This window comes from Cupriavidus ulmosensis, from assembly GCF_977008105.1.
Genome location: NZ_CDRMWP010000001.1, coordinates 3,944,272 through 3,966,662, shown reverse-complemented (window position 1 = coordinate 3,966,662; position 22,391 = coordinate 3,944,272). Strand labels below are relative to the sequence as shown.

Annotated in this window: 30 protein-coding genes; 27 read left to right on the top strand and 3 right to left on the bottom strand. The window is 65.7% G+C overall.

Annotation, left to right across the window (positions count from 1 at the left end):
• The first annotated feature begins 1 nt into the window (after position 1).
• From rpsC to dsbD, 24 genes are all read left to right on the top strand, one after another.
• A complete protein-coding gene (rpsC, locus tag ACWTPI_RS18315) occupies positions 2 to 808 on the top strand; it encodes a 30S ribosomal protein S3 (RefSeq protein WP_020203851.1) in 807 nt (268 codons plus the stop codon).
• Positions 809 to 810: 2 nt separating this feature from the next.
• Positions 811 to 1,227: a 50S ribosomal protein L16 gene (gene rplP / locus ACWTPI_RS18310; protein WP_006160465.1), complete on the top strand. Its 417-nt coding sequence runs from the start codon at positions 811 to 813 to the stop codon at positions 1,225 to 1,227.
• An 11-nt stretch (positions 1,228 to 1,238) separates the two neighbouring features.
• Entirely contained in the window at positions 1,239 to 1,433 is a 195-nt protein-coding gene (rpmC, locus tag ACWTPI_RS18305) for a 50S ribosomal protein L29 (protein WP_020203850.1), read from the top strand.
• The gene (gene rpsQ, locus ACWTPI_RS18300; RefSeq protein ID WP_020203849.1) at positions 1,430 to 1,708 is read left to right on the top strand and encodes a 30S ribosomal protein S17; all 279 of its coding nucleotides are present in this window, start codon (positions 1,430 to 1,432) and stop codon (positions 1,706 to 1,708) included. Before rpmC ends, rpsQ begins: the two co-directional genes overlap by 4 nt.
• Before the next feature lie 277 nt (positions 1,709 to 1,985).
• Positions 1,986 to 2,354 carry a 50S ribosomal protein L14 gene (gene rplN, locus ACWTPI_RS18295; RefSeq protein WP_017225233.1) on the top strand — a complete coding sequence of 123 codons (369 nt, stop codon included), beginning with the start codon at positions 1,986 to 1,988 and terminating at the stop codon, positions 2,352 to 2,354.
• A 9-nt stretch (positions 2,355 to 2,363) separates the two neighbouring features.
• Positions 2,364 to 2,672: a 50S ribosomal protein L24 gene (gene rplX, locus ACWTPI_RS18290; protein WP_017225232.1), complete on the top strand. Its 309-nt coding sequence runs from the start codon at positions 2,364 to 2,366 to the stop codon at positions 2,670 to 2,672.
• 25 nt (positions 2,673 to 2,697) lie between these two features.
• Positions 2,698 to 3,240, top strand: coding sequence for a 50S ribosomal protein L5 (rplE, locus tag ACWTPI_RS18285; protein WP_020203848.1), 543 nt, complete (start codon positions 2,698 to 2,700; stop codon positions 3,238 to 3,240).
• Between the two features lie 9 nt (positions 3,241 to 3,249).
• Entirely contained in the window at positions 3,250 to 3,555 is a 306-nt protein-coding gene (gene rpsN / locus ACWTPI_RS18280) for a 30S ribosomal protein S14 (protein ID WP_081651439.1), read from the top strand.
• A gap of 27 nt (positions 3,556 to 3,582) precedes the next feature.
• Positions 3,583 to 3,978, top strand: a complete 396-nt coding sequence (gene rpsH, locus ACWTPI_RS18275; protein ID WP_010812384.1) for a 30S ribosomal protein S8 — start codon at positions 3,583 to 3,585, stop codon at positions 3,976 to 3,978.
• Between the two features lie 9 nt (positions 3,979 to 3,987).
• A complete protein-coding gene (gene rplF / locus ACWTPI_RS18270; RefSeq protein WP_020203847.1) occupies positions 3,988 to 4,521 on the top strand; it encodes a 50S ribosomal protein L6 in 534 nt (177 codons plus the stop codon).
• Positions 4,522 to 4,532: 11 nt separating this feature from the next.
• The gene (rplR, locus tag ACWTPI_RS18265; protein ID WP_020203846.1) at positions 4,533 to 4,889 is read left to right on the top strand and encodes a 50S ribosomal protein L18; all 357 of its coding nucleotides are present in this window, start codon (positions 4,533 to 4,535) and stop codon (positions 4,887 to 4,889) included.
• 21 nt (positions 4,890 to 4,910) lie between these two features.
• A complete protein-coding gene (gene rpsE / locus ACWTPI_RS18260; RefSeq protein ID WP_006160449.1) occupies positions 4,911 to 5,429 on the top strand; it encodes a 30S ribosomal protein S5 in 519 nt (172 codons plus the stop codon).
• Positions 5,430 to 5,442: 13 nt separating this feature from the next.
• Positions 5,443 to 5,625 (top strand): 50S ribosomal protein L30, encoded by a 183-nt coding sequence (gene rpmD / locus ACWTPI_RS18255; RefSeq protein ID WP_006160440.1) that lies wholly within the window; start codon positions 5,443 to 5,445, stop codon positions 5,623 to 5,625.
• Positions 5,626 to 5,645: 20 nt separating this feature from the next.
• Positions 5,646 to 6,080: a 50S ribosomal protein L15 gene (gene rplO / locus ACWTPI_RS18250; RefSeq protein ID WP_020203844.1), complete on the top strand. Its 435-nt coding sequence runs from the start codon at positions 5,646 to 5,648 to the stop codon at positions 6,078 to 6,080.
• A gap of 48 nt (positions 6,081 to 6,128) precedes the next feature.
• Positions 6,129 to 7,472 (top strand): preprotein translocase subunit SecY, encoded by a 1,344-nt coding sequence (secY, locus tag ACWTPI_RS18245; protein ID WP_020203843.1) that lies wholly within the window; start codon positions 6,129 to 6,131, stop codon positions 7,470 to 7,472.
• A 23-nt stretch (positions 7,473 to 7,495) separates the two neighbouring features.
• On the top strand, positions 7,496 to 7,714 hold the full coding sequence (infA, locus tag ACWTPI_RS18240; RefSeq protein WP_010812378.1) for a translation initiation factor IF-1: 219 nt from the start codon (positions 7,496 to 7,498) through the stop codon (positions 7,712 to 7,714).
• A 31-nt stretch (positions 7,715 to 7,745) separates the two neighbouring features.
• Positions 7,746 to 7,862: a 50S ribosomal protein L36 gene (gene rpmJ, locus ACWTPI_RS18235; RefSeq protein WP_008642959.1), complete on the top strand. Its 117-nt coding sequence runs from the start codon at positions 7,746 to 7,748 to the stop codon at positions 7,860 to 7,862.
• Positions 7,863 to 7,881: 19 nt separating this feature from the next.
• Positions 7,882 to 8,247: a 30S ribosomal protein S13 gene (gene rpsM / locus ACWTPI_RS18230; protein ID WP_020203842.1), complete on the top strand. Its 366-nt coding sequence runs from the start codon at positions 7,882 to 7,884 to the stop codon at positions 8,245 to 8,247.
• 24 nt (positions 8,248 to 8,271) lie between these two features.
• On the top strand, positions 8,272 to 8,673 hold the full coding sequence (gene rpsK / locus ACWTPI_RS18225) for a 30S ribosomal protein S11 (RefSeq protein ID WP_017225223.1): 402 nt from the start codon (positions 8,272 to 8,274) through the stop codon (positions 8,671 to 8,673).
• A 296-nt stretch (positions 8,674 to 8,969) separates the two neighbouring features.
• Positions 8,970 to 9,593 (top strand): 30S ribosomal protein S4, encoded by a 624-nt coding sequence (gene rpsD, locus ACWTPI_RS18220; RefSeq protein ID WP_020203841.1) that lies wholly within the window; start codon positions 8,970 to 8,972, stop codon positions 9,591 to 9,593.
• Positions 9,594 to 9,774: 181 nt separating this feature from the next.
• Entirely contained in the window at positions 9,775 to 10,755 is a 981-nt protein-coding gene (locus ACWTPI_RS18215) for a DNA-directed RNA polymerase subunit alpha (RefSeq protein ID WP_017225222.1), read from the top strand.
• Between the two features lie 163 nt (positions 10,756 to 10,918).
• Positions 10,919 to 11,314, top strand: coding sequence for a 50S ribosomal protein L17 (gene rplQ, locus ACWTPI_RS18210; protein ID WP_029043791.1), 396 nt, complete (start codon positions 10,919 to 10,921; stop codon positions 11,312 to 11,314).
• A 142-nt stretch (positions 11,315 to 11,456) separates the two neighbouring features.
• Positions 11,457 to 11,849 (top strand): divalent-cation tolerance protein CutA, encoded by a 393-nt coding sequence (gene cutA / locus ACWTPI_RS18205; protein WP_454732501.1) that lies wholly within the window; start codon positions 11,457 to 11,459, stop codon positions 11,847 to 11,849.
• A gap of 66 nt (positions 11,850 to 11,915) precedes the next feature.
• Positions 11,916 to 13,904 carry a protein-disulfide reductase DsbD gene (gene dsbD / locus ACWTPI_RS18200; RefSeq protein WP_454732295.1) on the top strand — a complete coding sequence of 663 codons (1,989 nt, stop codon included), beginning with the start codon at positions 11,916 to 11,918 and terminating at the stop codon, positions 13,902 to 13,904.
• Between the two features lie 39 nt (positions 13,905 to 13,943).
• Here the strand turns inward: dsbD and ACWTPI_RS18195 are convergent, their stop codons facing one another.
• The 3 genes from ACWTPI_RS18195 to yihA form a co-directional block, all read right to left on the bottom strand.
• Complete coding sequence (locus ACWTPI_RS18195; RefSeq protein WP_454732294.1) at positions 13,944 to 15,245, bottom strand: magnesium transporter CorA family protein; 1,302 nt, start codon at positions 15,243 to 15,245, stop codon at positions 13,944 to 13,946.
• A 10-nt stretch (positions 15,246 to 15,255) separates the two neighbouring features.
• Positions 15,256 to 16,248 carry a porphobilinogen synthase gene (gene hemB, locus ACWTPI_RS18190; RefSeq protein ID WP_029043789.1) on the bottom strand — a complete coding sequence of 331 codons (993 nt, stop codon included), beginning with the start codon at positions 16,246 to 16,248 and terminating at the stop codon, positions 15,256 to 15,258.
• A gap of 328 nt (positions 16,249 to 16,576) precedes the next feature.
• Positions 16,577 to 17,305, bottom strand: coding sequence for a ribosome biogenesis GTP-binding protein YihA/YsxC (gene yihA, locus ACWTPI_RS18185; protein ID WP_020203834.1), 729 nt, complete (start codon positions 17,303 to 17,305; stop codon positions 16,577 to 16,579).
• 596 nt (positions 17,306 to 17,901) lie between these two features.
• Here yihA and ACWTPI_RS18180 point away from each other — a divergent pair.
• The 3 genes from ACWTPI_RS18180 (at position 17,902) to ccsB (ending at position 22,373) form a co-directional block, all read left to right on the top strand.
• A complete protein-coding gene (locus tag ACWTPI_RS18180; protein ID WP_029043788.1) occupies positions 17,902 to 18,561 on the top strand; it encodes a c-type cytochrome in 660 nt (219 codons plus the stop codon).
• A gap of 196 nt (positions 18,562 to 18,757) precedes the next feature.
• A complete protein-coding gene (locus ACWTPI_RS18175; RefSeq protein ID WP_454732293.1) occupies positions 18,758 to 21,124 on the top strand; it encodes a cytochrome c biogenesis protein ResB in 2,367 nt (788 codons plus the stop codon).
• Between the two features lie 34 nt (positions 21,125 to 21,158).
• On the top strand, positions 21,159 to 22,373 hold the full coding sequence (gene ccsB / locus ACWTPI_RS18170; RefSeq protein ID WP_454732292.1) for a c-type cytochrome biogenesis protein CcsB: 1,215 nt from the start codon (positions 21,159 to 21,161) through the stop codon (positions 22,371 to 22,373).
• Positions 22,374 to 22,391: the final 18 nt, after the last annotated feature.

Sequence of the window (22,391 nt, the reverse complement as noted above, 5' to 3'; positions counted from 1 at the left end):
GATGGGACAGAAGATTCATCCGACTGGCTTCCGTCTGGCCGTCAGCCGTAACTGGGCTTCGCGTTGGTACGCCAACAACACGAAGTTCGCCGGCATGCTGAAGGAAGACATCGAAGTTCGCGAGTTTCTGAAGAAGAAGCTCAAGAACGCTTCGGTTGGCCGCGTCGTCATCGAGCGCCCCGCCCGCAACGCACGTCTGACCATTTACAGCTCGCGTCCGGGCGTGGTCATCGGCAAGAAGGGCGAGGACATCGAACTGCTCAAGGCCGAGCTGCAACGCCGCATGGGTGTGCCCGTGCACGTGAACATCGAGGAAATCCGCAAGCCGGAAACCGATGCGCAGCTGATCGCCGACTCGATCACCCAGCAGCTCGAGCGCCGCATCATGTTCCGCCGCGCCATGAAGCGCGCGATGCAGAACGCGATGCGCCTCGGTGCCCAGGGCATCAAGATCATGAGCGCCGGTCGCCTGAACGGCATCGAAATCGCACGTACCGAATGGTACCGCGAAGGCCGTGTGCCCCTGCACACCCTGCGCGCCGACATCGACTACGGCTTCTCCGAAGCAGAAACCACCTACGGCATCATCGGTGTCAAGGTGTGGGTCTACAAGGGTGATCACCTCGGCCGCAACGACGCGCCGGTGGTGGAAGAGCCGCAAGACGAACGTCGCCGCCGTCCGGGCCGTCCCGAAGGCCGCCGCCGCGAAGGCGAAGGCCGTCCGGGTGGCAACCGCCGCGGTGGTGCTGGTGGCGCCGGTGCCGGTCGCCGCGCTGCGCCTGGCGCAGATGCGAAGAGTGGAGAATAACGATGCTGCAACCTAAGCGCAGAAAATACCGCAAGGAGCAGAAAGGCCGCAACACGGGTAAGGCTACCCGTGGCAACGCCGTGTCTTTCGGTGAATTCGGCCTGAAGGCAATGGGCCGTGGCCGTCTGACGGCCCGCCAGATCGAGTCGGCGCGTCGTGCGATGACCCGTCACATCAAGCGTGGCGGCCGCATCTGGATCCGGATTTTCCCGGACAAGCCGATCTCGAAGAAGCCCGCCGAAGTCCGTATGGGTAACGGTAAGGGTAATCCGGAATACTACGTGGCAGAAATCCAGCCGGGCAAGATGCTGTACGAAATGGATGGCGTGACCGAAGAGCTGGCACGTGAGGCGTTCCGCCTCGCGGCTGCCAAGCTGCCGATCGCCACCAATTTCGTGGTGCGCCAGGTCGGGACGTAAGGAGAGCAGGGATGAAAGCATCCGAACTTCGCGGCAAGGACGCCGCCGGGCTGAACCAGGAGCTCTCCGAGCTGCTGAAGGCCCAATTTAGCCTGCGCATGCAAAAGGCCACCCAACAGCTGCAGAACACCAGCCAGCTGAAGAAGGTGCGCAAGGACATCGCGCGGGTGCAAACCGTGCTGAACGAGAAGGCGACCACGAAATGACTGAAACTGCACAAACGGAATCGTCGCTTCGCCGCACTCTGGTCGGCCGTGTAGTCAGCGACAAGATGGACAAGACCGTCACGGTCCTGATCGAAAACCGCGTCAAGCATCCTCTGTACGGCAAGTACGTGCTGCGTTCGAAGAAGTATCACGCGCACGACGAAGCCAACCAGTACAAGGAAGGCGACAAGGTCGAGATCCAGGAATCGCGTCCGCTGTCGCGGACCAAGTCCTGGGTGGTTTCCCGTCTGGTCGAAGCTGCGCGCGTCATCTAAAAAACCACACGGTTTTCGGTTGACTTGCGAGTCCAGGGTTATGTGCTATAATCCTGGACTTCCGCTTTGTTGCATTCGCCTTAGCACCATCACCACGGCGAATCGACTGGGCGAACCTAGGCCGAGCGGCTCCTGATTAACCATGTTCAGGCCGCCTGGTAACTACCGACTTCAAAGTTGATCAACCCAAACGGTTGCTGGCGCAAAGCCGGAGGCCGACGGGACCAAGACTGACCGGCGGGCGTTGCCCGGTGGATTAAGTTGGGAAGATAACACCATGATTCAGACAGAAAGCCGGCTCGAAGTGGCCGATAACACTGGTGCGCGCGAAGTTCTGTGCATCAAAGTGCTGGGTGGGTCCAAGCGCCGCTATGCGAGCGTGGGCGACATCATCAAGGTGACCGTCAAGGACGCAGCGCCGCGCGGTCGCGTGAAGAAGGGCGATATTTACAATGCCGTCGTCGTTCGCACCGCCAAGGGCGTGCGCCGTGCCGATGGTTCGCTCGTCAAGTTCGACAGCAATGCCGCTGTCCTGCTGAACACCAAGCTCGAGCCGATCGGCACCCGTATCTTCGGGCCGGTGACTCGTGAACTCCGTACCGAGCGCTTCATGAAGATCGTGTCGCTCGCGCCGGAAGTGCTGTAAGGAGCCGCCATGAACAAGATTCGCAAAGGCGACGAAGTCATCGTCCTGACCGGCAAAGACAAGGGCAAGCGCGGTACCGTGCAAGCCATGCTCGGCGACAAGGTCGTGGTTGAAGGCGTGAACGTTGCCAAGAAGCATGCACGTCCGAACCCGATGCTGGGCACCACCGGTGGTGTGGTCGACAAGGTCATGCCGCTGCATATTTCCAACGTTGCGCTCGTGGATGCCAATGGCAAGCCGTCGCGCGTCGGCATCAAGGTGGAAGACGGCAAGCGCGTGCGCGTGCTGAAGACCACCGGCGCCGTCGTGGCAGCTTGATTCTGGGCAAGGATAGGAGTTGAGCATGACAGCACGTCTGCAAGAGTTTTACAAAGAACAGGTCGTACCGAAGCTGATCGAACAGTTCGGCTACAAGTCGGTCATGGAAGTGCCGCGCATCACCAAGATCACCCTGAACATGGGCCTTGGCGAAGCCATCAATGACAAGAAGGTCATTGAGCTGGCCGTGGGCGACCTGACCAAGATCGCCGGCCAGAAGCCGGTGGTGACGAAGGCCAAGAAGGCAATCGCAGGCTTCAAGATCCGCCAGGGTTATCCCATCGGCGCGATGGTGACGCTGCGCGGCGAACGCATGTTCGAATTCCTGGATCGTTTCGTGACCGTGGCGCTGCCGCGCGTGCGCGACTTCCGTGGTGTGTCGGGCCGCTCGTTCGATGGTCGTGGCAACTACAACATCGGTGTGAAAGAGCAGATCATTTTCCCCGAAATCGAGTACGACAAGATCGACGCGCTGCGCGGTCTGAACATCAGCATCACGACGACGGCTAAGAATGACGAGGAAGCCAAGGCGCTCCTCGGTGCATTCAAGTTCCCGTTCCGTAATTAAGGGGTTACCGTGGCTAAATTGGCTCTGATTGAACGTGAGAAGAAGCGCGCAAGGCTCGTGGCGAAGTATGCCGGGAAGCGCGCATCCCTCAAGGCCATTATCGACGACCAGGAAAAGTCGGAAGAAGAGCGTTATGGCGCTCGTCTGGAGCTGCAGCAGCTCCCGCGCAACGCGAACCCGACCCGTCAGCGCAATCGCTGCGCGATCACCGGTCGTCCCCGCGGTACCTTCCGCAAGTTTGGCCTGGCGCGTAACAAGATCCGTGAAATCGCCTTCCGTGGCGAAATCCCGGGTCTGACGAAAGCCAGCTGGTAATTACGCACAGGCTACAGGAGAAACAGTATGAGCATGAGCGATCCTATCGCCGATATGCTGACGCGCATCCGCAACGCCCAGGGCGTGCAGAAGGCGTCGGTTGTCATGCCGTCGTCGAAGCTGAAAGTGGCAATCGCCAAGGTCCTGAAGGACGAAGGCTACATCGACGACTACGCCGTGCAGGAAGATGGCGGCAAGGCACAACTGAGCATCGGTCTGAAGTACTACGCCGGCCGTCCGGTCATCGAGCGCATCGAACGCGTCTCGAAGCCCGGCCTGCGCGTGTACAAGGGCCGCAGCGACATCCCCCAAGTGATGAACGGCCTGGGCGTCGCGATCATCTCGACCCCGCAGGGTCTGATGACCGATCGCAAGGCACGTGCCACTGGCGTGGGCGGCGAAGTTCTCTGCTACGTCGCGTAAGGAGTAACCATGTCCCGTGTAGGTAAGGCTCCCATCGCGCTGCCCAAAGGCGCAGAAGTCAATGTGGCGGCCGGCGTGCTCTCCGTTAAGGGCCCGCTCGGCACGCTGACGCAGCCGATTCACAGCCTGGTGCAGGTCAAGGTCGAAAACGACACGCTGACCTTCGTCCCGGCCGACGAATCGCGCGAAGCAAACGCACTGCAGGGCACCATGCGCGCCCTGGTGGCCAATATGGTCAAGGGTGTGACCACCGGTTTCGAGCGCAAGCTGAACCTGGTCGGCGTGGGCTACCGTGCCCAGCTGCAAGGTACCGCGCTCAAGCTCCAGCTTGGTTTCTCGCACGACGTGATCCATGCGATGCCGGAAGGCGTGACGGCGACAACGCCCACGCAGACCGAGATCATCATCAAGGGTGCGGACAAGCAGAAAGTCGGTCAGGTTGCCGCGGAAGTTCGCGCGTACCGTCCGCCTGAGCCCTACAAGGGCAAGGGCGTTCGCTACTCGGACGAGCGCGTCATCCTGAAGGAAACCAAGAAGAAGTAAGGGGTGCAATCATGAACAAGAAAGACGCTCGTTTGCGCCGTGCACGTCAGACCCGCGCCAAGATCGCGGAACTGAAAGTCAATCGTCTGACCGTGTTCCGTACGAATTCGCATATTTACGCCCAGGTCTACTCGCCGTGCGGCACGCAAGTGCTGGCTTCGGCTTCGACCGTCGAGGCAGAAGTGCGCAAGGAACTGACCGGCAGCGGTGCTACCGCCGCCGCTGCGAGCCTGATCGGCAAGCGCATCGCCGAGAAGGCGAAGGCTGCCGGCGTGGAGACCGTTGCGTTCGATCGCGGCGGCTTCCGCTTCCACGGTCGCGTGAAGGCCCTGGCCGACGCTGCGCGTGAAGCCGGCCTCAAGTTCTAAGCGCACAAAGAGAGATACGTCATGGCAAAGATGCAAGCAAAAGTCCAGCAGGACGAACGCGACGACGGCCTCCGCGAGAAGATGATCTCGGTCAACCGCGTCACCAAGGTGGTGAAGGGCGGCCGGATTCTCGGTTTCGCTGCGCTGACCGTGGTCGGTGACGGCGATGGCCGCATCGGCATGGGCAAGGGCAAGGCCAAGGAAGTGCCGGTGGCAGTTCAGAAGGCAATGGACGAAGCCCGTCGCAAGATGGTCAAGGTCTCGCTCAAGAACGGCACGCTGCAACACGAAGTCGTGGGCAAGCACGGCGCCGCCAAGGTGCTGATGATGCCGGCCAAGGAAGGTACCGGCGTGATCGCCGGCGGCCCGATGCGCGCGATTTTCGAAGTGATGGGCGTCACCAACGTGGTGACCAAGTCGCACGGCTCGACCAATCCGTACAACATGGTTCGCGCCACGCTGGACGGTCTTCAGAAGATGAGCACGCCGGGCGAGATCGCCGCGAAGCGCGGCAAGTCGGTCGAAGACATCCTCGGTTAAGGAGTCGGACGAAATGTCGCAACAAACCGTAAAAGTGCAACTCGTGCGCAGCCTGATCGGCACGCGCGAGGATCATCGCGCCACCGTCCGTGGCCTGGGCCTGCGCCGCATCAACTCGGTGTCGGAGCTGCAGGACACGCCCGCCGTGCGCGGCATGATCAACAAGGTGTCGTACCTGGTCAAGGTTCTGGCCTGATACCGGACACGGAGAGCAAGATGCAACTGAACAACCTGAAACCGGCCGCCGGTTCGAAGCACGCCAAGCGTCGCGTCGGCCGCGGTATCGGCTCCGGCCTGGGCAAGACTGCCGGTCGTGGCCACAAGGGTCAGAAGTCGCGTTCGGGCGGCTTCCACAAGGTCGGCTTCGAAGGCGGTCAAATGCCGCTGTATCGTCGCCTGCCGAAGCGCGGCTTCACCTCGCTGACGAAGGAATTCACCGCCGAGGTGAGCCTGCGCGACATCGAGCGTCTGGAAGCGGCCGAAGTGGACCTGCTGGTTCTGAAGCAGGCTGGCCTGGTGGCTGATCTGGTCAAGAGCGCCAAGGTCATCAAGGCCGGTGAGCTGACCCGCAAGGTGACGATCAAGGGTCTGGGTGCCACCGCTGGCGCCAAGGCTGCGATCGAAGCCGCCGGCGGTCAGATCGCGGCGTAATTTAGCAGCTGATTTCGCAGCATAGGCGAGTCACAGTCGGAGCATCGTTTGGCCACGGCGAAACCCAATGCAAGCACGCAAGCCAAGAACACGGCGAAGTACGGCGACCTCAAGCGCCGGCTGATGTTCCTGGTGCTGGCCTTGATCGTGTACCGCATCGGAGCGCATATTCCGGTGCCGGGCATCGATCCTGAACAGCTCGCGAAGCTTTTCCAGAGTCAGTCGGGTGGCATCCTCGGGATGTTCAACCTGTTCTCGGGCGGTGCGCTGTCGCGCTTTACCGTCTTCGCGCTCGGCATCATGCCGTACATCTCGGCGTCGATCATCATGCAGTTGCTGACGATCGTGCTGCCGCAGCTGGAGTCGCTGAAGAAGGAAGGGCAGGCGGGTCAACGCAAGATCACGCAGTACACGCGCTACGGCACGGTGGTCCTGGCCACCTTCCAGGCGCTGTCGATCGCGGTCGCGCTGGAATCCCAGCCCGGCCTGGTGATCGACCCGGGGCTGATGTTCCGGGCCACGGCGGTGATCACGCTGGTGACCGGCACGATGTTCCTGATGTGGCTGGGTGAGCAGATCACCGAGCGGGGTCTGGGCAACGGCATCTCGATCATCATCTTCGGCGGTATCGCGGCGGGCCTGCCCAACGCGATCGGCGGTCTCTTCGAGCTGGTTCGCACCGGTTCGATGAGCATCATCGCGTCGATCCTGATCGTGGCGATCATCGCCGGCGTGACTTTCGCCGTGGTGTTCGTCGAGCGCGGCCAGCGCAAGATCCTGGTGAACTATGCCAAGCGTCAGGTCGGCAACAAGGTGTACGGCGGCCAGTCGTCGCACCTGCCGCTGAAGCTGAACATGGCCGGGGTGATTCCGCCGATCTTCGCATCGTCGATCATCCTGTTCCCGGCGACCATCGCGGGCTGGTTCACCTCTGACTCGACGGGCGCTGCGGGCCGGTTCATCAAGGACCTGGCGGCAACGCTGTCGCCGGGCCAGCCGGTCTACATCCTGCTGTACGCTGCTGCGATTGTATTTTTCTGCTTCTTCTATACGGCCCTGGTGTACAACAGCCGTGAAGTGGCGGACAACCTGAAGAAAAGCGGTGCCTTCATTCCGGGCATTCGTCCGGGCGAGCAGACGACGCGCTACATCGACAAGATCCTTGTGCGTCTGACGCTGGCTGGTGCGATCTACATCACACTGGTCTGCCTGTTGCCGGAATTCCTGGTACTGCGCTGGAACGTTCCGTTCTATTTTGGCGGAACCTCGCTGCTGATCATCGTGGTCGTCACGATGGATTTCATGGCCCAGGTCCAGTCCTATGTCATGTCGCAGCAATATGAGTCCCTGCTGAAGAAAGCGAATTTCAAGGGTAATTTGACCTTGCGCTGAAGCCGGGTCGGTACGGGCTAGGTATGGCAAAAGACGACGTCATCCAGATGCAGGGGGAGGTCCTGGAAAACCTTCCCAATGCGACGTTCCGAGTCAAACTGGAGAATGGCCACGTAGTGCTGGGCCACATCTCCGGGAAGATGAGAATGAACTACATCCGGATTCTTCCGGGTGACAAGGTGACGGTTGAGCTGACTCCATATGATCTGTCACGCGCGCGTATCGTCTTTCGGACGAAGTGAAGCGAACAGGAATTGAAGGAAGAGGAAAATCATGAAAGTGCTGGCTTCTGTTAAGCGCATTTGCCGCAACTGCAAAATCATCAAGCGCAACGGTGTCGTGCGCGTGATCTGCTCGTCGGATCCCCGCCACAAGCAACGCCAAGGCTAATCGTAAAGAGGATTGACGAATGGCACGTATCGCAGGGGTTAACATCCCGAACCACAAGCATACCGAGATCGGCCTGACGGCTATTTACGGTATCGGCCGCTCGCGCGCCCGCAAGATTTGCGAGGCCACCGGCGTTCCGTTTGACAAGAAGGTCAAGGACCTGACCGACGCCGACCTGGAAAAGCTTCGTGACGAAGTCGGCAAGGCCACGGTCGAGGGTGACCTGCGTCGTGAAACCACGATGAACATCAAGCGTCTGATGGACCTTGGTTGCTATCGTGGCGTCCGTCACCGCAGGGGCCTCCCGATGCGCGGTCAGCGCACCCGCACCAACGCCCGTACCCGCAAGGGTCCGCGTAAGGCCGGCGTGGCTCTGAAGAAGTAAAGCCGAAGGCAGAGGAAGAAACTAATGGCAAAAGGTCCGAACAACGCCGCCCAGCGCGCGCGTAAGAAGGTCAAGAAGAACGTTGCCGACGGCATTGCGCACGTCCACGCTTCGTTCAACAACACCATCATCACGATCACCGACCGTCAGGGCAACGCCCTGGCGTGGGCGACCTCGGGTGGCCAGGGCTTCAAGGGTTCGCGCAAGTCGACCCCGTTCGCAGCCCAGGTCGCAGCCGAGAACGCCGGCCGCGTGGCGCAAGACCAGGGCATCAAGAACCTGGACGTGCGCATCAAGGGCCCCGGCCCTGGCCGTGAGTCCGCTGTCCGCGCGCTGAACGCGCTGGGCATCAAGATCTCGGTGATCGAAGACGTGACGCCGGTGCCGCACAACGGCTGCCGTCCGCCGAAGCGCCGCCGCATCTGAGCGACGCCGTCGTACCCGGATAGCCGGCGGGGTTTTCCTGCCGGTGTTCCGGTGTGGTACTATCGCACGTTCACCTGCTGCATCAGCTTTGCGGCAGGTTTTCGTTTTGCGCCTTGCGTTTGTCGGATCGAAGCCTTGTTCCGCGGCCCGGCGCAGCCAGTCATGCTTTTGCGCGCACCCTGCGGGGCGTGCGCTGGATAAGCCCACCGTCCGCCACTCGGCGCCCCGCAAGGGCGGAGCAGGCGGACTCGCGGCGCGTACAGAAGGCGCCGCGATCGATCAGGAAGGAAGATAAAGTGGCACGTTATATCGGCCCGAAGGCCAAACTCTCCCGCCGTGAAGGTACCGACCTGTTCCTGAAGAGCGCACGCCGCTCGCTTGCCGACAAGTGCAAGCTGGACAGCAAGCCGGGCCAGCACGGCCGCACCTCCGGTGCACGCACCTCCGACTACGGCAACCAGCTGCGTGAAAAGCAGAAGGTCAAGCGCATCTACGGCGTGCTCGAGCGCCAGTTCCGCCGCTACTTCGCCGAAGCCGACCGCCGCAAGGGCAACACCGGCGAGAAGCTGCTGCAACTGCTGGAATCGCGCCTGGACAACGTCGTCTACCGCATGGGCTTCGGCTCGACCCGCGCCGAAGCGCGCCAGCTGGTCTCGCACAAGGCGATCCTGCTGAACGGCCAGGCCCTGAACGTGCCGTCGGCACAGGTCAAGGCCGGTGACGTCATCACCATCCGCGAGCAGTCGAAGAAGCAAGTCCGCATCGCCGAGGCCCTGTCGCTGGCCGAGCAGTCGGGTTTCCCGCAATGGGTCAGCGTTGACGCGAAGAAGTTCGAAGGCACGTTCAAGCAAGTGCCGGACCGCGCCGATATCTCGGGTGACATCAACGAAAGCCTGATCGTCGAATTGTATTCGCGCTAATCGCTCGAATCTGTCCGACACCATCGAACGGTCAGGGGCTTGCGTTTCCCGTCAAGCTTCACTTTCAGCCCGACGCGCTGCCGCGCGCCGGGCTTATTGCCCATCGTACGATGGGATTTTCAGGTTCCATACGTCAGCCTTATCGGTGTAACGAGCCGAGGGTATTGAAAAGGACAACCTAATGCAAACAGCACTCCTCAAGCCTAAAATCATCGCCGTAGAGCCGCTGGGCGACCACCACGCCAAGGTCGTGATGGAGCCGTTCGAGCGTGGCTACGGCCATACGCTCGGTAACGCCCTGCGTCGCGTGCTGCTGTCGTCGATGGTCGGCTACGCCCCGACCGAAGTCACGATCGCTGGGGTGGTCCACGAGTACTCCACCATCGATGGCGTGCAGGAAGACGTGGTCAACCTGCTGCTCAATCTGAAGGGCGTGGTCTTCAAGCTGCACAACCGCGACGAAGTCACGGTGTCGCTGCGCAAGGAAGGCGAAGGCGTGGTCACGGCTGCCGACATCGAGCTGCCGCACGACGTCGAGATCATCAACCCCGGCCACGTGATCGCTCACCTGTCGGCCGGCGGCAAGCTCGACATGCAGATCAAGGTCGAGCAGGGCCGCGGCTACGTGCCGGGCAACGTGCGCAAGTTCGGCGACGAATCGGGCAAGGTCATCGGCCGCATCGTGCTGGACGCCTCGTTCTCGCCGGTGCGCCGCGTGTCGTACGCGGTGGAATCGGCCCGCGTCGAGCAGCGTACCGACCTCGACAAGCTGGTCATGAACATCGAGACCGACGGCGTGATCTCGCCCGAGGAAGCGATCCGCCAGTCGGCCCGCATCCTGGTCGACCAGCTGTCCGTGTTCGCCGCGCTGGAAGGCACCGAGTCGTCGGCGGAAGCCGCCTCGAGCCGCACGCCGCAGATCGACCCGATCCTGCTGCGCCCGGTCGACGACCTGGAGCTGACGGTGCGCTCGGCCAACTGCCTGAAGGCCGAGAACATCTACTACATCGGCGATCTGATCCAGCGTACCGAGAACGAGCTGCTGAAGACCCCGAACCTGGGTCGCAAGTCGCTCAACGAAATCAAGGAAGTGCTGGCTTCGCGCGGCCTGACCCTTGGCATGAAGCTCGAGAACTGGCCGCCCGCAGGCCTCGAGAAGTAATGTCGCTGCGTGCCGCGCGGGGCTGGTCCCCGCGCGGCGCGCGGCGATTCCGGCAGCCGGCATGTGCCGGCCGCTTCAACCGACTACCGGCCCGCGCCGAACCGGGGAATGTCCCGGCCAAGCGATAGAAGAGCTGGTCAAACATTGCAATAAAGGAATCATCATGCGTCACCGTCATGGTTTGCGGAAACTGAACCGCACCTCGTCGCACCGTCTCGCGATGCTGCGCAACATGTCCAACTCGCTGTTCCAGCACGAGCTGATCAAGACCACCCTGCCCAAGGCCAAGGAACTGCGCAAGGTCGTCGAGCCCCTCATCACGCTGGCCAAGAAGGACACCGTTGCCAACCGCCGCCTGGCCTTCGCCCGCCTGCGCGACCGCGACATCGTCACCAAGCTGTTCACCGAACTGGGCCCGCGCTACAACGCCCGTCCGGGTGGCTACACGCGTATCCTGAAGTTCGGCTTCCGCCAGGGCGACAATGCGCCGATGGCGCTGGTCGAGCTGGTCGACCGTCCGGAAATCACCGAAGCCCCGGCCGAAGAAGCCGCGGAATAAGGTCGATGCCGTCCCGCCGCCGCGACCATCGGTCCCGGCGGCAGGCGCGGACACCGCTTACAATCGAGCCAGGCTGATGCCTGGCTCTTTTGTTTTGCGGAGCCGCGTGGCGAGTGAGAGACGAGCGATGAGCGACGGAGAGATGGGTGGAACGGGCGGAACGGGCGATCCGGGCGCGGCGGACGATCCGGGCCGGACGATGCTGCTGGTGATGACGGCGCTGCCCGATGCCGAGGCCGCCGCGCGCGTGGCGCGCGCCGTGCTCGCCTCGCGCCTGGCGGCCTGCGTGAACCGGCTCGCGCCGTGCGAGTCGGAATACTGGTGGCGCGGCCAGCTCGAGACCGCCCGCGAATGGCCGCTGCTGATCAAGACCACGCGCGACCGCTACGCCGCGCTGGAAGCGGCGATCCGCCAGGCCCATCCCTACGAGGTGCCGGAGATCGTCGCGCTGCCCGTGGCGGCGGGCTTCGCGCCCTACCTCGCCTGGGTGGCCGCGGAAACGCGCCCGGCCGCAGGCGGGGACACACAGGCGTAGCAACGGCCGGCCGCGGCGGCGATGCCCGCGGCGGTCGGATGAACCAACGATTTTCAAGGACAGAGCATGGGTTTCGCAGTGGCGTCGGGCGCGTTTGGCCGCCGGTTCGCGGTGGTGCGGCAAAGTGCCGCGGCGCGTTTCCTGGTTGCGCTGTCGGCGGCGCTGCTGGCCGTGCTTTGCCTTTGCCTCGGCGGCACCGCGCATGCCGCGAGCGAGGACGATTTCCTGCCGCCCGAGCAGGCCTTCCGCTTTGCCGCGCGCCAGCTGGACCCGCAGACCGTCGAGGTCCGCTTCGACGTGGCCGACGGCTACTACCTCTACCGCGACCGCTTCGCGTTCGCCGCGCAGCCGGCCTCGGTCAGGCTCGGCACGCCGGTCTTTCCGCCCGGCAAGGTCAAGTTCGACGAGACCTTCGGCAAGGAGATGGAGACCTATCACGGCGGCGTGACCATCCGCGTGCCGGTCGCGTCGCTGCCCGCCGACGGCAAGTGGTCGCTGGCGGTGACCTCGCAGGGCTGCGCCGACAAGGGCCTGTGCTACCCGCCGCAGGCGCACGTCTTCAAGGTCGGCGGCGGCATGCTGGACGGCCTGTTCGGCAAGCGCGCCAGGCCCGAGTCCAGCCCCGCGGGTGGCGCCGCCCAGGCGGAGGGCGCGGGTAGCGTCGGCAGTGCCGACAGTGTCGGCGCCGCGCCGGCCGCTCCGGCTCCCGCCGCGCGCCTGCCGGCCGCGGTGGACGAGAACGACCGCATCGCCGGCGCGCTGGCCAGCCGCAACCTCGGCCTGGTCGCCGCGCTGTTCTTCGGCCTCGGCCTGCTGCTGACCTTCACGCCGTGCGTGCTGCCGATGGTGCCCATCCTGTCTTCCATCGTGGTGGGCGAGCACGTCACGCGCGGCCGCGCGCTGCTGGTGTCGCTGTCCTACGTGCTCGGCATGGCGGTGGTCTACACCGGCGTCGGCGTGGCCGCCGGCCTGCTCGGCGAAGGCCTGTCGGCGGCGTTGCAGGCGCCCTGGGTGCTGGCGCTGTTCGCCGCGTTGATGGTAGCCCTGTCGCTCTCCATGTTCGGCCTGTACGAGCTGCAGTTGCCGCAGCACTGGCAGGCCCGCCTGACCGAATCGTCCAACCGCCGCCAGGGCGGGCAACTGGTGGGCGCCGCGGTCATGGGCGCGATCTCCGCGCTGATCGTCGGCCCCTGCGTGACGGCGCCGCTGGCGGGCGCGCTGGCCTATATCGCGCGCACCGGCGACGCCGTCACCGGCGGCGGCGCGCTGTTCGCGATGGCGCTCGGCATGGGCGTGCCGCTGGTGCTGGTGGGCGTGGGCGCGGGCAACCTGCTGCCGCGCGCCGGCCGCTGGATGGAGATGACCAAGCGCTTCTTCGGTTTCCTGCTGCTGGGCGTGGCGCTGTGGATGGTCAGCCCGGTGCTGCCGGCCTGGGCCCTGATGACGGGCTGGGCCGCGCTGCTGCTGGTGGGCGCGGTGTTCCTGAGCGCCTTCGACGCGCTCGGCCCGGACCCGCACGGGCTGGCCCGCGTGGGCAAGGGCCTCGGCCTGCTGGCCGCGCTGGCCGCCGCCATCCTGCTGCTGGGGCTGGCCTCGGGCGGCCGCGATCCGCTGCAGCCGCTGGCGCACCTGGCGGCGCTGCGGGCGGTTCCGGAGGCCACCGCAGGCCGGCTGCCCGAGGTGCGCTTCGAGCGCGTGCGCTCGCTGGCCGAACTCGACGCGCGCGTGGCGCGGGCCGCCGCCGCCGGCCAGCCGGTGCTGCTGGATTTCTATGCGGACTGGTGCGTGAGCTGCAAGGAGATGGAGCGCTTCACGTTCAGCGACGAGCGCGTGCGCGCGCGCCTGTCCGGCGTGGTGATGCTGCAGGCCGACGTCACCCGCAACAATGCCGACGATCGCGCGCTGCTCAAGCGCTTCGGCCTGTTCGGCCCGCCCGGCATCATCCTGTACGGCGCCGACGGGCGCGAGCGGCCGGTGCGCGTGATCGGCTACCAGCCGGCCGCGCGCTTTCTCGACAGCCTGTCGCGCGCGTTCGGCGCCAACGCCAGCGCCTGAGCCGGCGCGGATCCGGATCCGGTACGGGCCGGGAGCGGTTCAGTTCTGCTCCAGCCGCCGCCCCAGCGCCCACACCACGCCCAGCACCACCACCACCGCGCCCATCAGCCCCAGCGACCACCAGAAGCCCTGCGGCTCGCGCAGCCACGGCATGCGCTCGAAGTTCATGCCGAAGATGCCGGTGATCAGGGTCAGCGGCATGAACAGCGCGGTGATCAGCGTCAGCGTGCGCATGGTGCGGTTGGTGCGGTGCGCCACCGCCGAGAAATGGATCTGCACCGCGGATTCGATCGAGTCCTCGAGCCGGCGCGCGTGCGCGAGCACGCGCGAGATGTGCTCCATCACGTCGTTGATGCGCACCAGCAGCGCATCGTCGCGGCCGGCCGGGCCGGACTGTCCCTCGCTTTCGATGCTGTAGCTGTTGTCGAGCAGGCTGTCGCGGAATTCCTGCAGCGCGTCGTGCTGCTCCTCGCACAGGTGCTCGAGCCGGCGCAGCTCGATGCGCGCGTCGAGCAGTCCTTCCCAGCTGGAGAAACTGCGGCGCGTGCTGAGCAGCGCGCGCTGCCAGCGGTCGAGCTGGCGCGTGAGCGGCGCGCGCAGCTCCAGGTAGCGGTCCACCATCGCGTTGAGCAGCCGCAGCATCAGGTCCTCGGGGCGCGTCGGCGGGCGGATGCCGTGCACCAGCGCGGCCTGCCCGTTGGCGCGCGCCTTGCCGGCCGGCTGCGGGCGCGGCTCGCGGCATAGCTCGAGCAGCCGCTGGCGCACCTGGTCGAGCGTGCGCGACTGCGCCGGCCGCACCGTCAGCAGCACGTTGTCGAACACGAAGCAGGTGACCGGCTGGGTATCGATGCGCGCCAGCGCGGGCAGGAAGCCCGGCGGGTAGCGGCGCGGCTTGGCCGCGGCCGGCCGGGCGGCCGTGGTGGTGGCCGTGGTGGCGGGCGTTGTCGCCGCGTTGGCCGCCGGCGCTACCGGCGGCGGCGGTGCATTTGGCGCGGCCGGAGCCGCCGCGTTCGCCGGCGCCGGCTCGCCGCCGGCCTCGGCGATCAGCCGGCTGGTCTCGAAGGTGAGCTTGCGGAAGACCACCATGTCGTAGGCATGGGTCGTGTCGAAATACGACGGATGCGACGGGTTGGTGGCGTCGAGCAGATGCAGGTCCAGCACCGGCGCGCCGGTCAGCACCTGCACGCTGTCGCGCCACGCGGCCGGCGCCGCGCCGACTTCCTCGATCGGCGTGTCGACCCACACGAAGCGCGCGGCCGCGTTGCCGGCGAGGAAGTCGCGCGCCTCGTCGAGCGAGGCGAGCTGGTGGACCTGGCTGGCGGAGAAGCCTAGCAGTTGCATCCGTGCCGGTTCAGCGCGTGAGCAGGCGGGCCGCGTCGCGCGCGAAGTAGGTCAGGATGCCGTCGGCGCCGGCGCGGCGGAAGGCCAGCAGCGACTCCATCATGACCTTGTCGTGGTCCAGCCAGCCGTTCTGCGCGGCGGCCTTGAGCATCGCGTACTCGCCGCTGACCTGGTAGACGTAGGTCGGGAAGCGGAATTCGTCCTTCACGCGGCGCACGATGTCCAGGTACGGCATGCCGGGCTTGACCATCACCATGTCGGCGCCTTCCATGATGTCCTGCGCCACTTCGCGCAGGGCCTCGTCGGTATTGGCCGGGTCCATCTGGTAGGTCATCTTGTTGCCCTTGCCCAGGTTGGCCGCCGAGCCCACCGCGTCGCGGAAGGGGCCGTAGAACGCCGACGCGTACTTGGCCGAGTAGGCCATGATGCGGGTGTGGATGTGGGCGTCGTTCTCGAGCGCGGCGCGTACCGCGCCGATGCGGCCGTCCATCATGTCGGACGGCGCCACGATGTCCACGCCGGCCTCGGCCTGCGTGAGCGCCTGCCTGACCAGGATCTCGACGGTGATGTCGTTGATCACGTAGCCGTTGTCGTCGAGCACGCCGTCCTGGCCGTGGCTGGTGTACGGGTCCAGCGCCACGTCGGTGAGCACGCCCAGTTCGGGGAAGCGGTCCTTGAGCGCGCGCACGGCGCGCGGGATCAGGCCTTCGGCATTGGTGGCCTCGATGCCGTCCGGCGTCTTGAGCGACGGGTCGATCACCGGGAACAGCGCGATCACCGGAATGCCCAGCTTCACGCAATCCTCCGCCACCGGCAGCAGCAGGTCCACCGAGACGCGCTCCACGCCCGGCATGGACGCCACGCTCTGGCGCTGGTTGTGGCCGTCGAGGATGAACACCGGGTAGATCAGGTTGTCCGGCGACAGGCGGTTTTCGCGCATCAGCCGGCGCGAGAAATCATCGCGGCGCATGCGGCGCGGACGGTACTCGGGGAAAGTGGACATGGCTTGAGGTGAGGGAGTCGGGAGAAAAAATCGGGACCGGTCGGCAGGAGATGGGCGGAGATGGCGCAGAGGCTGGACATGGCCGCCGCCGGCCGCGATGTGGCGCGCGCGTGATCGGGCAGGCTGCCGGGCAAGAAAAACTAAACTTTTGATCGTGCCCGCTATCATACTCGCGGACACCCTGTGTTGCGCTTGCGCGATGCAGCGTCCCCCGCTACTCCTCCCTGAGCGGGTACCCGCCCTCAACCGGCGGGAAAGTTCGCCCCCGTTGCTTGCAACGGGGTTTTTTTTGCGCAGCGCCGGGTACGCGGCGGCGGCTATTCCGTGGCTATTCCGCGGCCGGGTCCGGCGCGCCTTCGGCCGGCGCCGGTTCGGTTCCCGGCCCGGTCTCCGGCTCCGTTCCCGGCGCCGCCGCCGGCTGCGCCTCGGGCAGCCCCATCCAGCCGGCCACCACGCGCTGCGCTTCCTCGATGCCGCGCCGCTTGAGGCTGGAGAACAACTGCGCCGTCAGCGCCACCGGCGTGTCGAGCTGCCCGGCGTAGCCGGCCAGGATCTTGCGCGTCTCGCGCAGGGCCAGGGCGTTCTCGCTGTTGGTCAGCTTGTCGGCCTTGGTCAGCAGCACGTGGATGGGCCGGCCGGTCGGCAGGAACCACTCCACCATCTGGCAATCGAGGTCGGTAAACGGGCGGCGCGCGTCCATCATCAGCACCAGCCCGGCGAGCTGCGTGCGGGTCTGCACGTAGTCGCTGAGCAGCCCCTGCCAGTGGAACTTGGCCGAGCCCGAGACCTGCGCGTAGCCGTAGCCGGGCAGGTCGACCAGGAAGGCCAGCGGGTCCGGCGCCTTGACCGGCGCCACCGCGAAATAGTTGATGTGCTGGGTGCGGCCCGGCGTGCGCGAGGAGAAGGCCAGCCGCTTCTGGTTGCACAGCACGTTGATGGCGGTCGATTTGCCGGCGTTGGAGCGGCCGGCGAAGGCCACTTCCGGCACCGCCGTGGCGGGCAGGTCGCGCAGGTGGTTGACGGTGACGAAGAAGCGGGCCTGGTGTAGGAGGGACATGCGCGTGGGCAATGAGGCGGGGCGGCGGCGGCGCGCGCGAGATTGGCGCTGCCGGCGCGGTCGCGCCGAAGTGAGTAAGGCGGGCGGCACTTGGGCCACCGGGTTGGCCGGGGGTGGCGTCGGGCCGCGTCGCAGCGCGCACATCCTCTATCCGGCACACGATTTATTGTACAATAACGCGGTTAACGGCCTCCCGATTGCGTGACGCGTGACATCCTTGGCACGCTTCATTGCGCATGAGGGAAGCCTTGCGTGTCCGTTCCATCGTGGTAGCGCGGCCTGCGGTTCCGGCCTCGTTGCGGCGGCGCCAAGAACCCGGTGCCGGCACAGCGGGGCAAGTCGGCACCGGAAGTCCGCTACCTGGATATTCGCACGGTCCGCCGCATCCGCACGATTCGTTTCGATGTCATTTCGATTCCGTTCTGCGTGGGCGCGGCGCCATCCGGGTTGCGTCTGGGCGTTGTCGGTTCAGGCGGCCGGGTGGCCGTCGTGATGAATTTCCGATGTCAAAGTCCCGGCCCTGCGCGTCCTCACCGCAGGCAAGAGGCTGAGCGGCGTGCTCCGTGGAATTCAAAACAATCAGAGAAGGTGTGCGAATGAACCGCATTGCGAAACTTCTGGCTGTCATGGCGCTGGGCCTGCCTGCAACCGCCATGACGGGTCTGGCATCTGCAGCCGAGCAGCCCGCCGCGAAGGCCGATCCGGCCAAGGGCGAGACGCTGTACACGCAAGGTGCGCCCGATCGCAATGTGCCCGCCTGCCTGAGCTGCCACGGCGACGGCGGCAACAGCGGCGCCGCCGTCAATCCCAAGCTGGCCGCCCAGCATCCCGAATACGTCCACAAGCAGCTCGACGACTTCAAGGCCAAGACCCGCAGCAACGCCATCATGTCGCCGTACGCGGCGGCGCTGTCCGAGCAGGAAATGAAGGACGTCGGCGCCTACCTGGCCAAGCAGTCGCTGAAGCCGGCCACCGCCAAGAACAAGGACACCATCGAGGCCGGCCAGAAGATCTACCGCGGCGGCATCGCGGCCAAGGGCGTGCCGGCCTGCGCGGCCTGCCACGGCCCCACCGGCGCCGGCATTCCCGCGCAGTACCCGCGCATCGGCGGCCAGTGGTCCGAGTACACCGAGGCACAGCTGGTCGCATTCCGCCAGGGCACCCGCAAGAACAACACCGTGATGACCACGATCGCCGCCAAGATGTCGGACGCCGAGATCAAGGCCGTCGCCGACTACGTCGCCGGTGTGCGTTGAGGGGTAGAGGCGGAAACCCTGGCGTCGTTGCGCGGCGTGCCGCGCCTGATGTACTGTCGCCAGGCTTCTGCCTGAAACCACCTCCCAAAGTCGTTCCGCGCCGGCGCAACCAAGCAGCCCGGCGGCAATCGAAGAGGGTGGCCTGCGCGAGCATGCCCACCCTCTTTTTATTTGATGGCCCCGGGCCACACCGCACATGTCGACCGCTTCCACGTCAGGACTGCACCTGAAGACCTCCCACCGCCTGCTGCGCGACACGGTGGAGCTGCTGTCCTCGATGCGTTTCGCCATCACGCTGCTGACCGTGATCGCCATCGCCAGCGTGATCGGCACGGTCCTCAAGCAGAACGAGCCGTACCCCAACTACGTCAACCAGTTCGGGCCGTTCTGGGCCGAACTGTTCCACACGCTGTCGCTGCAGAAGGTCTACGGCTCCTGGTGGTTCCTGCTGATCCTGGCCTTCCTGGTGGTCTCCACCTCGCTGTGCCTGACGCGCAACGCGCCCCGCATGATCACCGACATGCGCTCGTGGAAGGACCACGTGCGCGAGCGCAGCCTGCGCGCCTTCCACCACCGCGCCGAGTTCGACGCCGGCCGGCCGCGCGCCGATGCGGTGGCGCGCCTCGCCGCGCTGCTGTCCAACCGCGGCTACCGCGTCAAGGCGGTGCCGCACGAGGGCGCCACGCTGCTGGCGGCCAAGGCCGGCTCGGCCAACAAGCTCGGCTACATCCTCGCGCACACCGCCATCGTGGTGATCTGCATCGGCGGCCTGCTCGACGGCGACATGCTGATCCGCGCGCAGATGTGGTTCGGCGGCAAGACGCCGATCAGCGGCAACGCCGTGATCACCGACATTCCGCCGCAGCACCGCCTGTCGGCCGGCAATCCGGGCTTCCGCGGCAACGCCTTCGTGCCGGAAGGCGCGACCGTGTCCACCGCCATCCTCAACATCGCCGACGGCGCGCTGGTGCAGGACCTGCCGTTTACCATCACGCTCAAGAAGTTCACCGTCGAGCACTACTCGACCGGCATGCCCAAGCTGTTCGCCTCCGACGTGATCATCACCGACCGCGCCACCGGCCGCCGCACCGAGGCCACCGTCAAGGTCAACGAGCCGCTGGTGGTGGACGGCGTGGCGATCTACCAGTCGAGCTTCGAGGACGGCGGCTCCCGGCTGAAATTCGTCGGCTACCCGATGCAGGGCGGCAGCGGCAAGACCTTCGCCTTCGCCGGCACGGTGGGCGCCAACACGCCGCTGGCCGGCACCGGCAGCGCTGCCGGTGCCGACGGCCTGACGGTGGAGTTCAGCGATTTCCGCCCGATGAACATCGAGAACGTCACCGACGCCTCCGGCAAGCCCGACGCGCGCGGCGTGGCGCACAAGTCGTTCAACGAGAAGCTCGAGTCGCACCTCGGCTCGGCGGTCAACCCGGACCGCGCCAAGGAACTGCGCAACGTGGGCCCGTCGGTGCAGTACAAGCTGCGCGACCGCAACGGCCAGGCGCGCGAATTCAACAACTACATGGTGCCGGTGCAGCTCGACGGCCAGACCGTGTTCCTGGCCGGCATGCGCGATTCGCCCAGCGAGCCGTTCCGCTACCTGCGCATTCCCGCCGACGAGCAGAACAGCGTGGCGGACTGGATGCGCCTGCGCGCCGCGCTGCAGGACCGCGCGCTGCGCGGCGAGGCGGCGCGCCGCTTCGCGCTGGTGTCGATGCCCGGCGCCGAGCGCGAGATCCTGCGCGGCCAGCTTGCCGAAAGCGCGCTGCGCGCGCTCGATCTGTTCGCCGGCGCCACGCGCAGCAGCCCGCAGGCGCCGCCGGGCGGTTTCACCGCGATCGCCGCGTTCCTCGAGAAATCGGTGCCGCAGGCCGAGCAGCAGAAGGCGGCCGACGTCCTGCTGAAGATCCTCAACGGCTCGATGTGGGAACTGTGGCAACTGGCGCGCGCGCGCGACAACCTGCCGGTGGTGCCGAATAGTGCGCAGAGCGGCGCTTTCATCCAGCAGGCCGTCAACGCGCTGTCCGACAGTTTTTTCTACACGGCGCCGGTTTTCCTGCAACTGGATGACTTCACCGAGGTCAAGGCCAGCGTGTTCCAGATGACTCGTGCGCCTGGAAAGAACATCGTGTATCTTGGCTGTCTGCTGCTGGTGCTGGGCGTGTTTTCCATGTTCTACATCCGCGAGCGCCGCGTCTGGCTGTGGGTCAAGGACCCGGCGGGCGATGGCGCCGATGGCGCCGATAGCACCGATGGTGGCGGGAATGTGCAGGGCGCCGCCAGCCACGTGCTGATGGCCATGTCCACGCAGCGCCGCACGCTGGACTTCGAGAAGGAGTTTGCCGCGCTGCGCGACGATGTCGGCCGCGCCGCCGGCATCGTCGCGCTGCGCGGCACGGACGGCGAAAGCAGCAACAGCGACAACAACGGCAACAACGGCAGCAACGGCAACAAGCGCGACACAAGCGAAGAGAACAATAAGAGCGACGACAACGGTACGAGCGATGCAGGCAGCGCGGGCGGCACCACCGATGCCTCCCCGGGCACGCCGGCCGCGCATTGAACGAGGCCGCCCCCGCAATCAAGCAGGAACCACTATGTCTTCGAATGTGAATCAGGCCAGGACGGCCATGCCGCCGAGCACGGCCGCCCGCGCCAGCGCCGGCATCCCCGCCGGCGACCAGGCTTACCTGGAGCCGTCGTTTCTGCGCCGCCTGGGCTGGACCGACTGGCTGTTCGCGCTGCTGCTGGCGCTGGGCGCGGGCTTCGCGCTCGCGCGCTACGGCGAGTGGATGAACGTCTACGACAAGGGCGTGCTGATCGCCGCGGTGCCGACCTTCGCGCTGCTGGGCTGGCACTGGAAGCCGCTGCGGCTGCTGATGGTGGCGCTGGCGGTGCTGGCGCTGTTCGCCATCCAGCTCTACCACGGCCAGCTGGCGCGCGCCGAGCAGGCTTTCTTCCTCAAGTATTTCCTGTCGAGCCAGTCGGCCATCCTGTGGATGAGCGCGCTGGTGTTCCTGTCCACGCTGTTCTACTGGGGTGGCCTGCTGGCGCGCGCCGAGACCGGCATGCAGATCGGCAGCAAGATGGTGTGGGCGGCGGTGGTGCTGGGCTTCACCGGCATGCTGGTGCGCTGGTACGAGTCGTACCTGATCGGCGCCGACATCGGCCACATTCCCATCTCCAACCTGTACGAAGTGTTCGTGCTGTTCACGCTGATCACCTCGCTGTTTTACCTGTACTACGAAAGCCACTACGGCACGCGCGCGCTCGGGCCGTTCGTGATGCTGGTGGTGTCGGCCGCGGTCGGCTTCCTGCTCTGGTACACGGTCAGCCGCGACGCCAGCGAGATCCAGCCGCTGGTGCCCGCGCTGCAAAGCTGGTGGATGAAGATCCACGTGCCGGCCAACTTCATCGGCTACGGCACCTTCGCGCTGGCCGCGATGGTGTCGTCGGCCTACCTGCTCAAGCAGCGCGGCATCCTGGCCGACCGCCTGCCCTCGCTCGAGGTGCTCGACGATGTGATGTACAAGGCGATCGCGGTCGGTTTCGCCTTCTTCACCATCGCCACCATCCTCGGCGCGCTGTGGGCAGCCGAGGCCTGGGGCGGCTACTGGAGCTGGGACCCGAAGGAAACCTGGGCGCTGATCGTCTGGCTCAACTACGCGGCGTGGCTGCACATGCGCCTGATGAAGGGCCTGCGCGGCACCGTGGCGGCCTGGTGGGCGCTGGTCGGGCTGCTCGTGACCACCTTCGCGTTCCTCGGCGTGAACATGTTCCTGTCCGGCCTGCACAGCTACGGCGAACTCTGATGCCGGGGGCCGCCGCCG

What these genes read in the sequence shown, in the direction of transcription:
- yihA (WP_020203834.1), bottom strand. Translation starts at nt 17,305, where the DNA reads ATGTCCCTCCTACACCAGGCCCGCTTCTTCGTCACCGTCAACCACCTG.
- rpsH (WP_010812384.1), top strand. Translation starts at nt 3,583, where the DNA reads ATGAGCATGAGCGATCCTATCGCCGATATGCTGACGCGCATCCGCAAC.
- ACWTPI_RS18180 (WP_029043788.1), top strand. Translation starts at nt 17,902, where the DNA reads ATGAACCGCATTGCGAAACTTCTGGCTGTCATGGCGCTGGGCCTGCCT.
- ACWTPI_RS18175 (WP_454732293.1), top strand. Translation starts at nt 18,758, where the DNA reads ATGTCGACCGCTTCCACGTCAGGACTGCACCTGAAGACCTCCCACCGC.
- infA (WP_010812378.1), top strand. Translation starts at nt 7,496, where the DNA reads ATGGCAAAAGACGACGTCATCCAGATGCAGGGGGAGGTCCTGGAAAAC.
- rplO (WP_020203844.1), top strand. Translation starts at nt 5,646, where the DNA reads ATGCAACTGAACAACCTGAAACCGGCCGCCGGTTCGAAGCACGCCAAG.
- ccsB (WP_454732292.1), top strand. Translation starts at nt 21,159, where the DNA reads ATGTCTTCGAATGTGAATCAGGCCAGGACGGCCATGCCGCCGAGCACG.
- rplX (WP_017225232.1), top strand. Translation starts at nt 2,364, where the DNA reads ATGAACAAGATTCGCAAAGGCGACGAAGTCATCGTCCTGACCGGCAAA.
- rplE (WP_020203848.1), top strand. Translation starts at nt 2,698, where the DNA reads ATGACAGCACGTCTGCAAGAGTTTTACAAAGAACAGGTCGTACCGAAG.
- rpsE (WP_006160449.1), top strand. Translation starts at nt 4,911, where the DNA reads ATGGCAAAGATGCAAGCAAAAGTCCAGCAGGACGAACGCGACGACGGC.
- rplF (WP_020203847.1), top strand. Translation starts at nt 3,988, where the DNA reads ATGTCCCGTGTAGGTAAGGCTCCCATCGCGCTGCCCAAAGGCGCAGAA.
- rpsC (WP_020203851.1), top strand. Translation starts at nt 2, where the DNA reads ATGGGACAGAAGATTCATCCGACTGGCTTCCGTCTGGCCGTCAGCCGT.
- ACWTPI_RS18215 (WP_017225222.1), top strand. Translation starts at nt 9,775, where the DNA reads ATGCAAACAGCACTCCTCAAGCCTAAAATCATCGCCGTAGAGCCGCTG.
- rplP (WP_006160465.1), top strand. Translation starts at nt 811, where the DNA reads ATGCTGCAACCTAAGCGCAGAAAATACCGCAAGGAGCAGAAAGGCCGC.
- rplN (WP_017225233.1), top strand. Translation starts at nt 1,986, where the DNA reads ATGATTCAGACAGAAAGCCGGCTCGAAGTGGCCGATAACACTGGTGCG.
- ACWTPI_RS18195 (WP_454732294.1), bottom strand. Translation starts at nt 15,245, where the DNA reads ATGCAACTGCTAGGCTTCTCCGCCAGCCAGGTCCACCAGCTCGCCTCG.
- cutA (WP_454732501.1), top strand. Translation starts at nt 11,457, where the DNA reads ATGGGTGGAACGGGCGGAACGGGCGATCCGGGCGCGGCGGACGATCCG.
- rpsQ (WP_020203849.1), top strand. Translation starts at nt 1,430, where the DNA reads ATGACTGAAACTGCACAAACGGAATCGTCGCTTCGCCGCACTCTGGTC.
- rpmD (WP_006160440.1), top strand. Translation starts at nt 5,443, where the DNA reads ATGTCGCAACAAACCGTAAAAGTGCAACTCGTGCGCAGCCTGATCGGC.
- rpsK (WP_017225223.1), top strand. Translation starts at nt 8,272, where the DNA reads ATGGCAAAAGGTCCGAACAACGCCGCCCAGCGCGCGCGTAAGAAGGTC.
- rpsM (WP_020203842.1), top strand. Translation starts at nt 7,882, where the DNA reads ATGGCACGTATCGCAGGGGTTAACATCCCGAACCACAAGCATACCGAG.
- dsbD (WP_454732295.1), top strand. Translation starts at nt 11,916, where the DNA reads ATGGGTTTCGCAGTGGCGTCGGGCGCGTTTGGCCGCCGGTTCGCGGTG.
- rplQ (WP_029043791.1), top strand. Translation starts at nt 10,919, where the DNA reads ATGCGTCACCGTCATGGTTTGCGGAAACTGAACCGCACCTCGTCGCAC.
- rpmC (WP_020203850.1), top strand. Translation starts at nt 1,239, where the DNA reads ATGAAAGCATCCGAACTTCGCGGCAAGGACGCCGCCGGGCTGAACCAG.
- rplR (WP_020203846.1), top strand. Translation starts at nt 4,533, where the DNA reads ATGAACAAGAAAGACGCTCGTTTGCGCCGTGCACGTCAGACCCGCGCC.
- hemB (WP_029043789.1), bottom strand. Translation starts at nt 16,248, where the DNA reads ATGTCCACTTTCCCCGAGTACCGTCCGCGCCGCATGCGCCGCGATGAT.
- rpmJ (WP_008642959.1), top strand. Translation starts at nt 7,746, where the DNA reads ATGAAAGTGCTGGCTTCTGTTAAGCGCATTTGCCGCAACTGCAAAATC.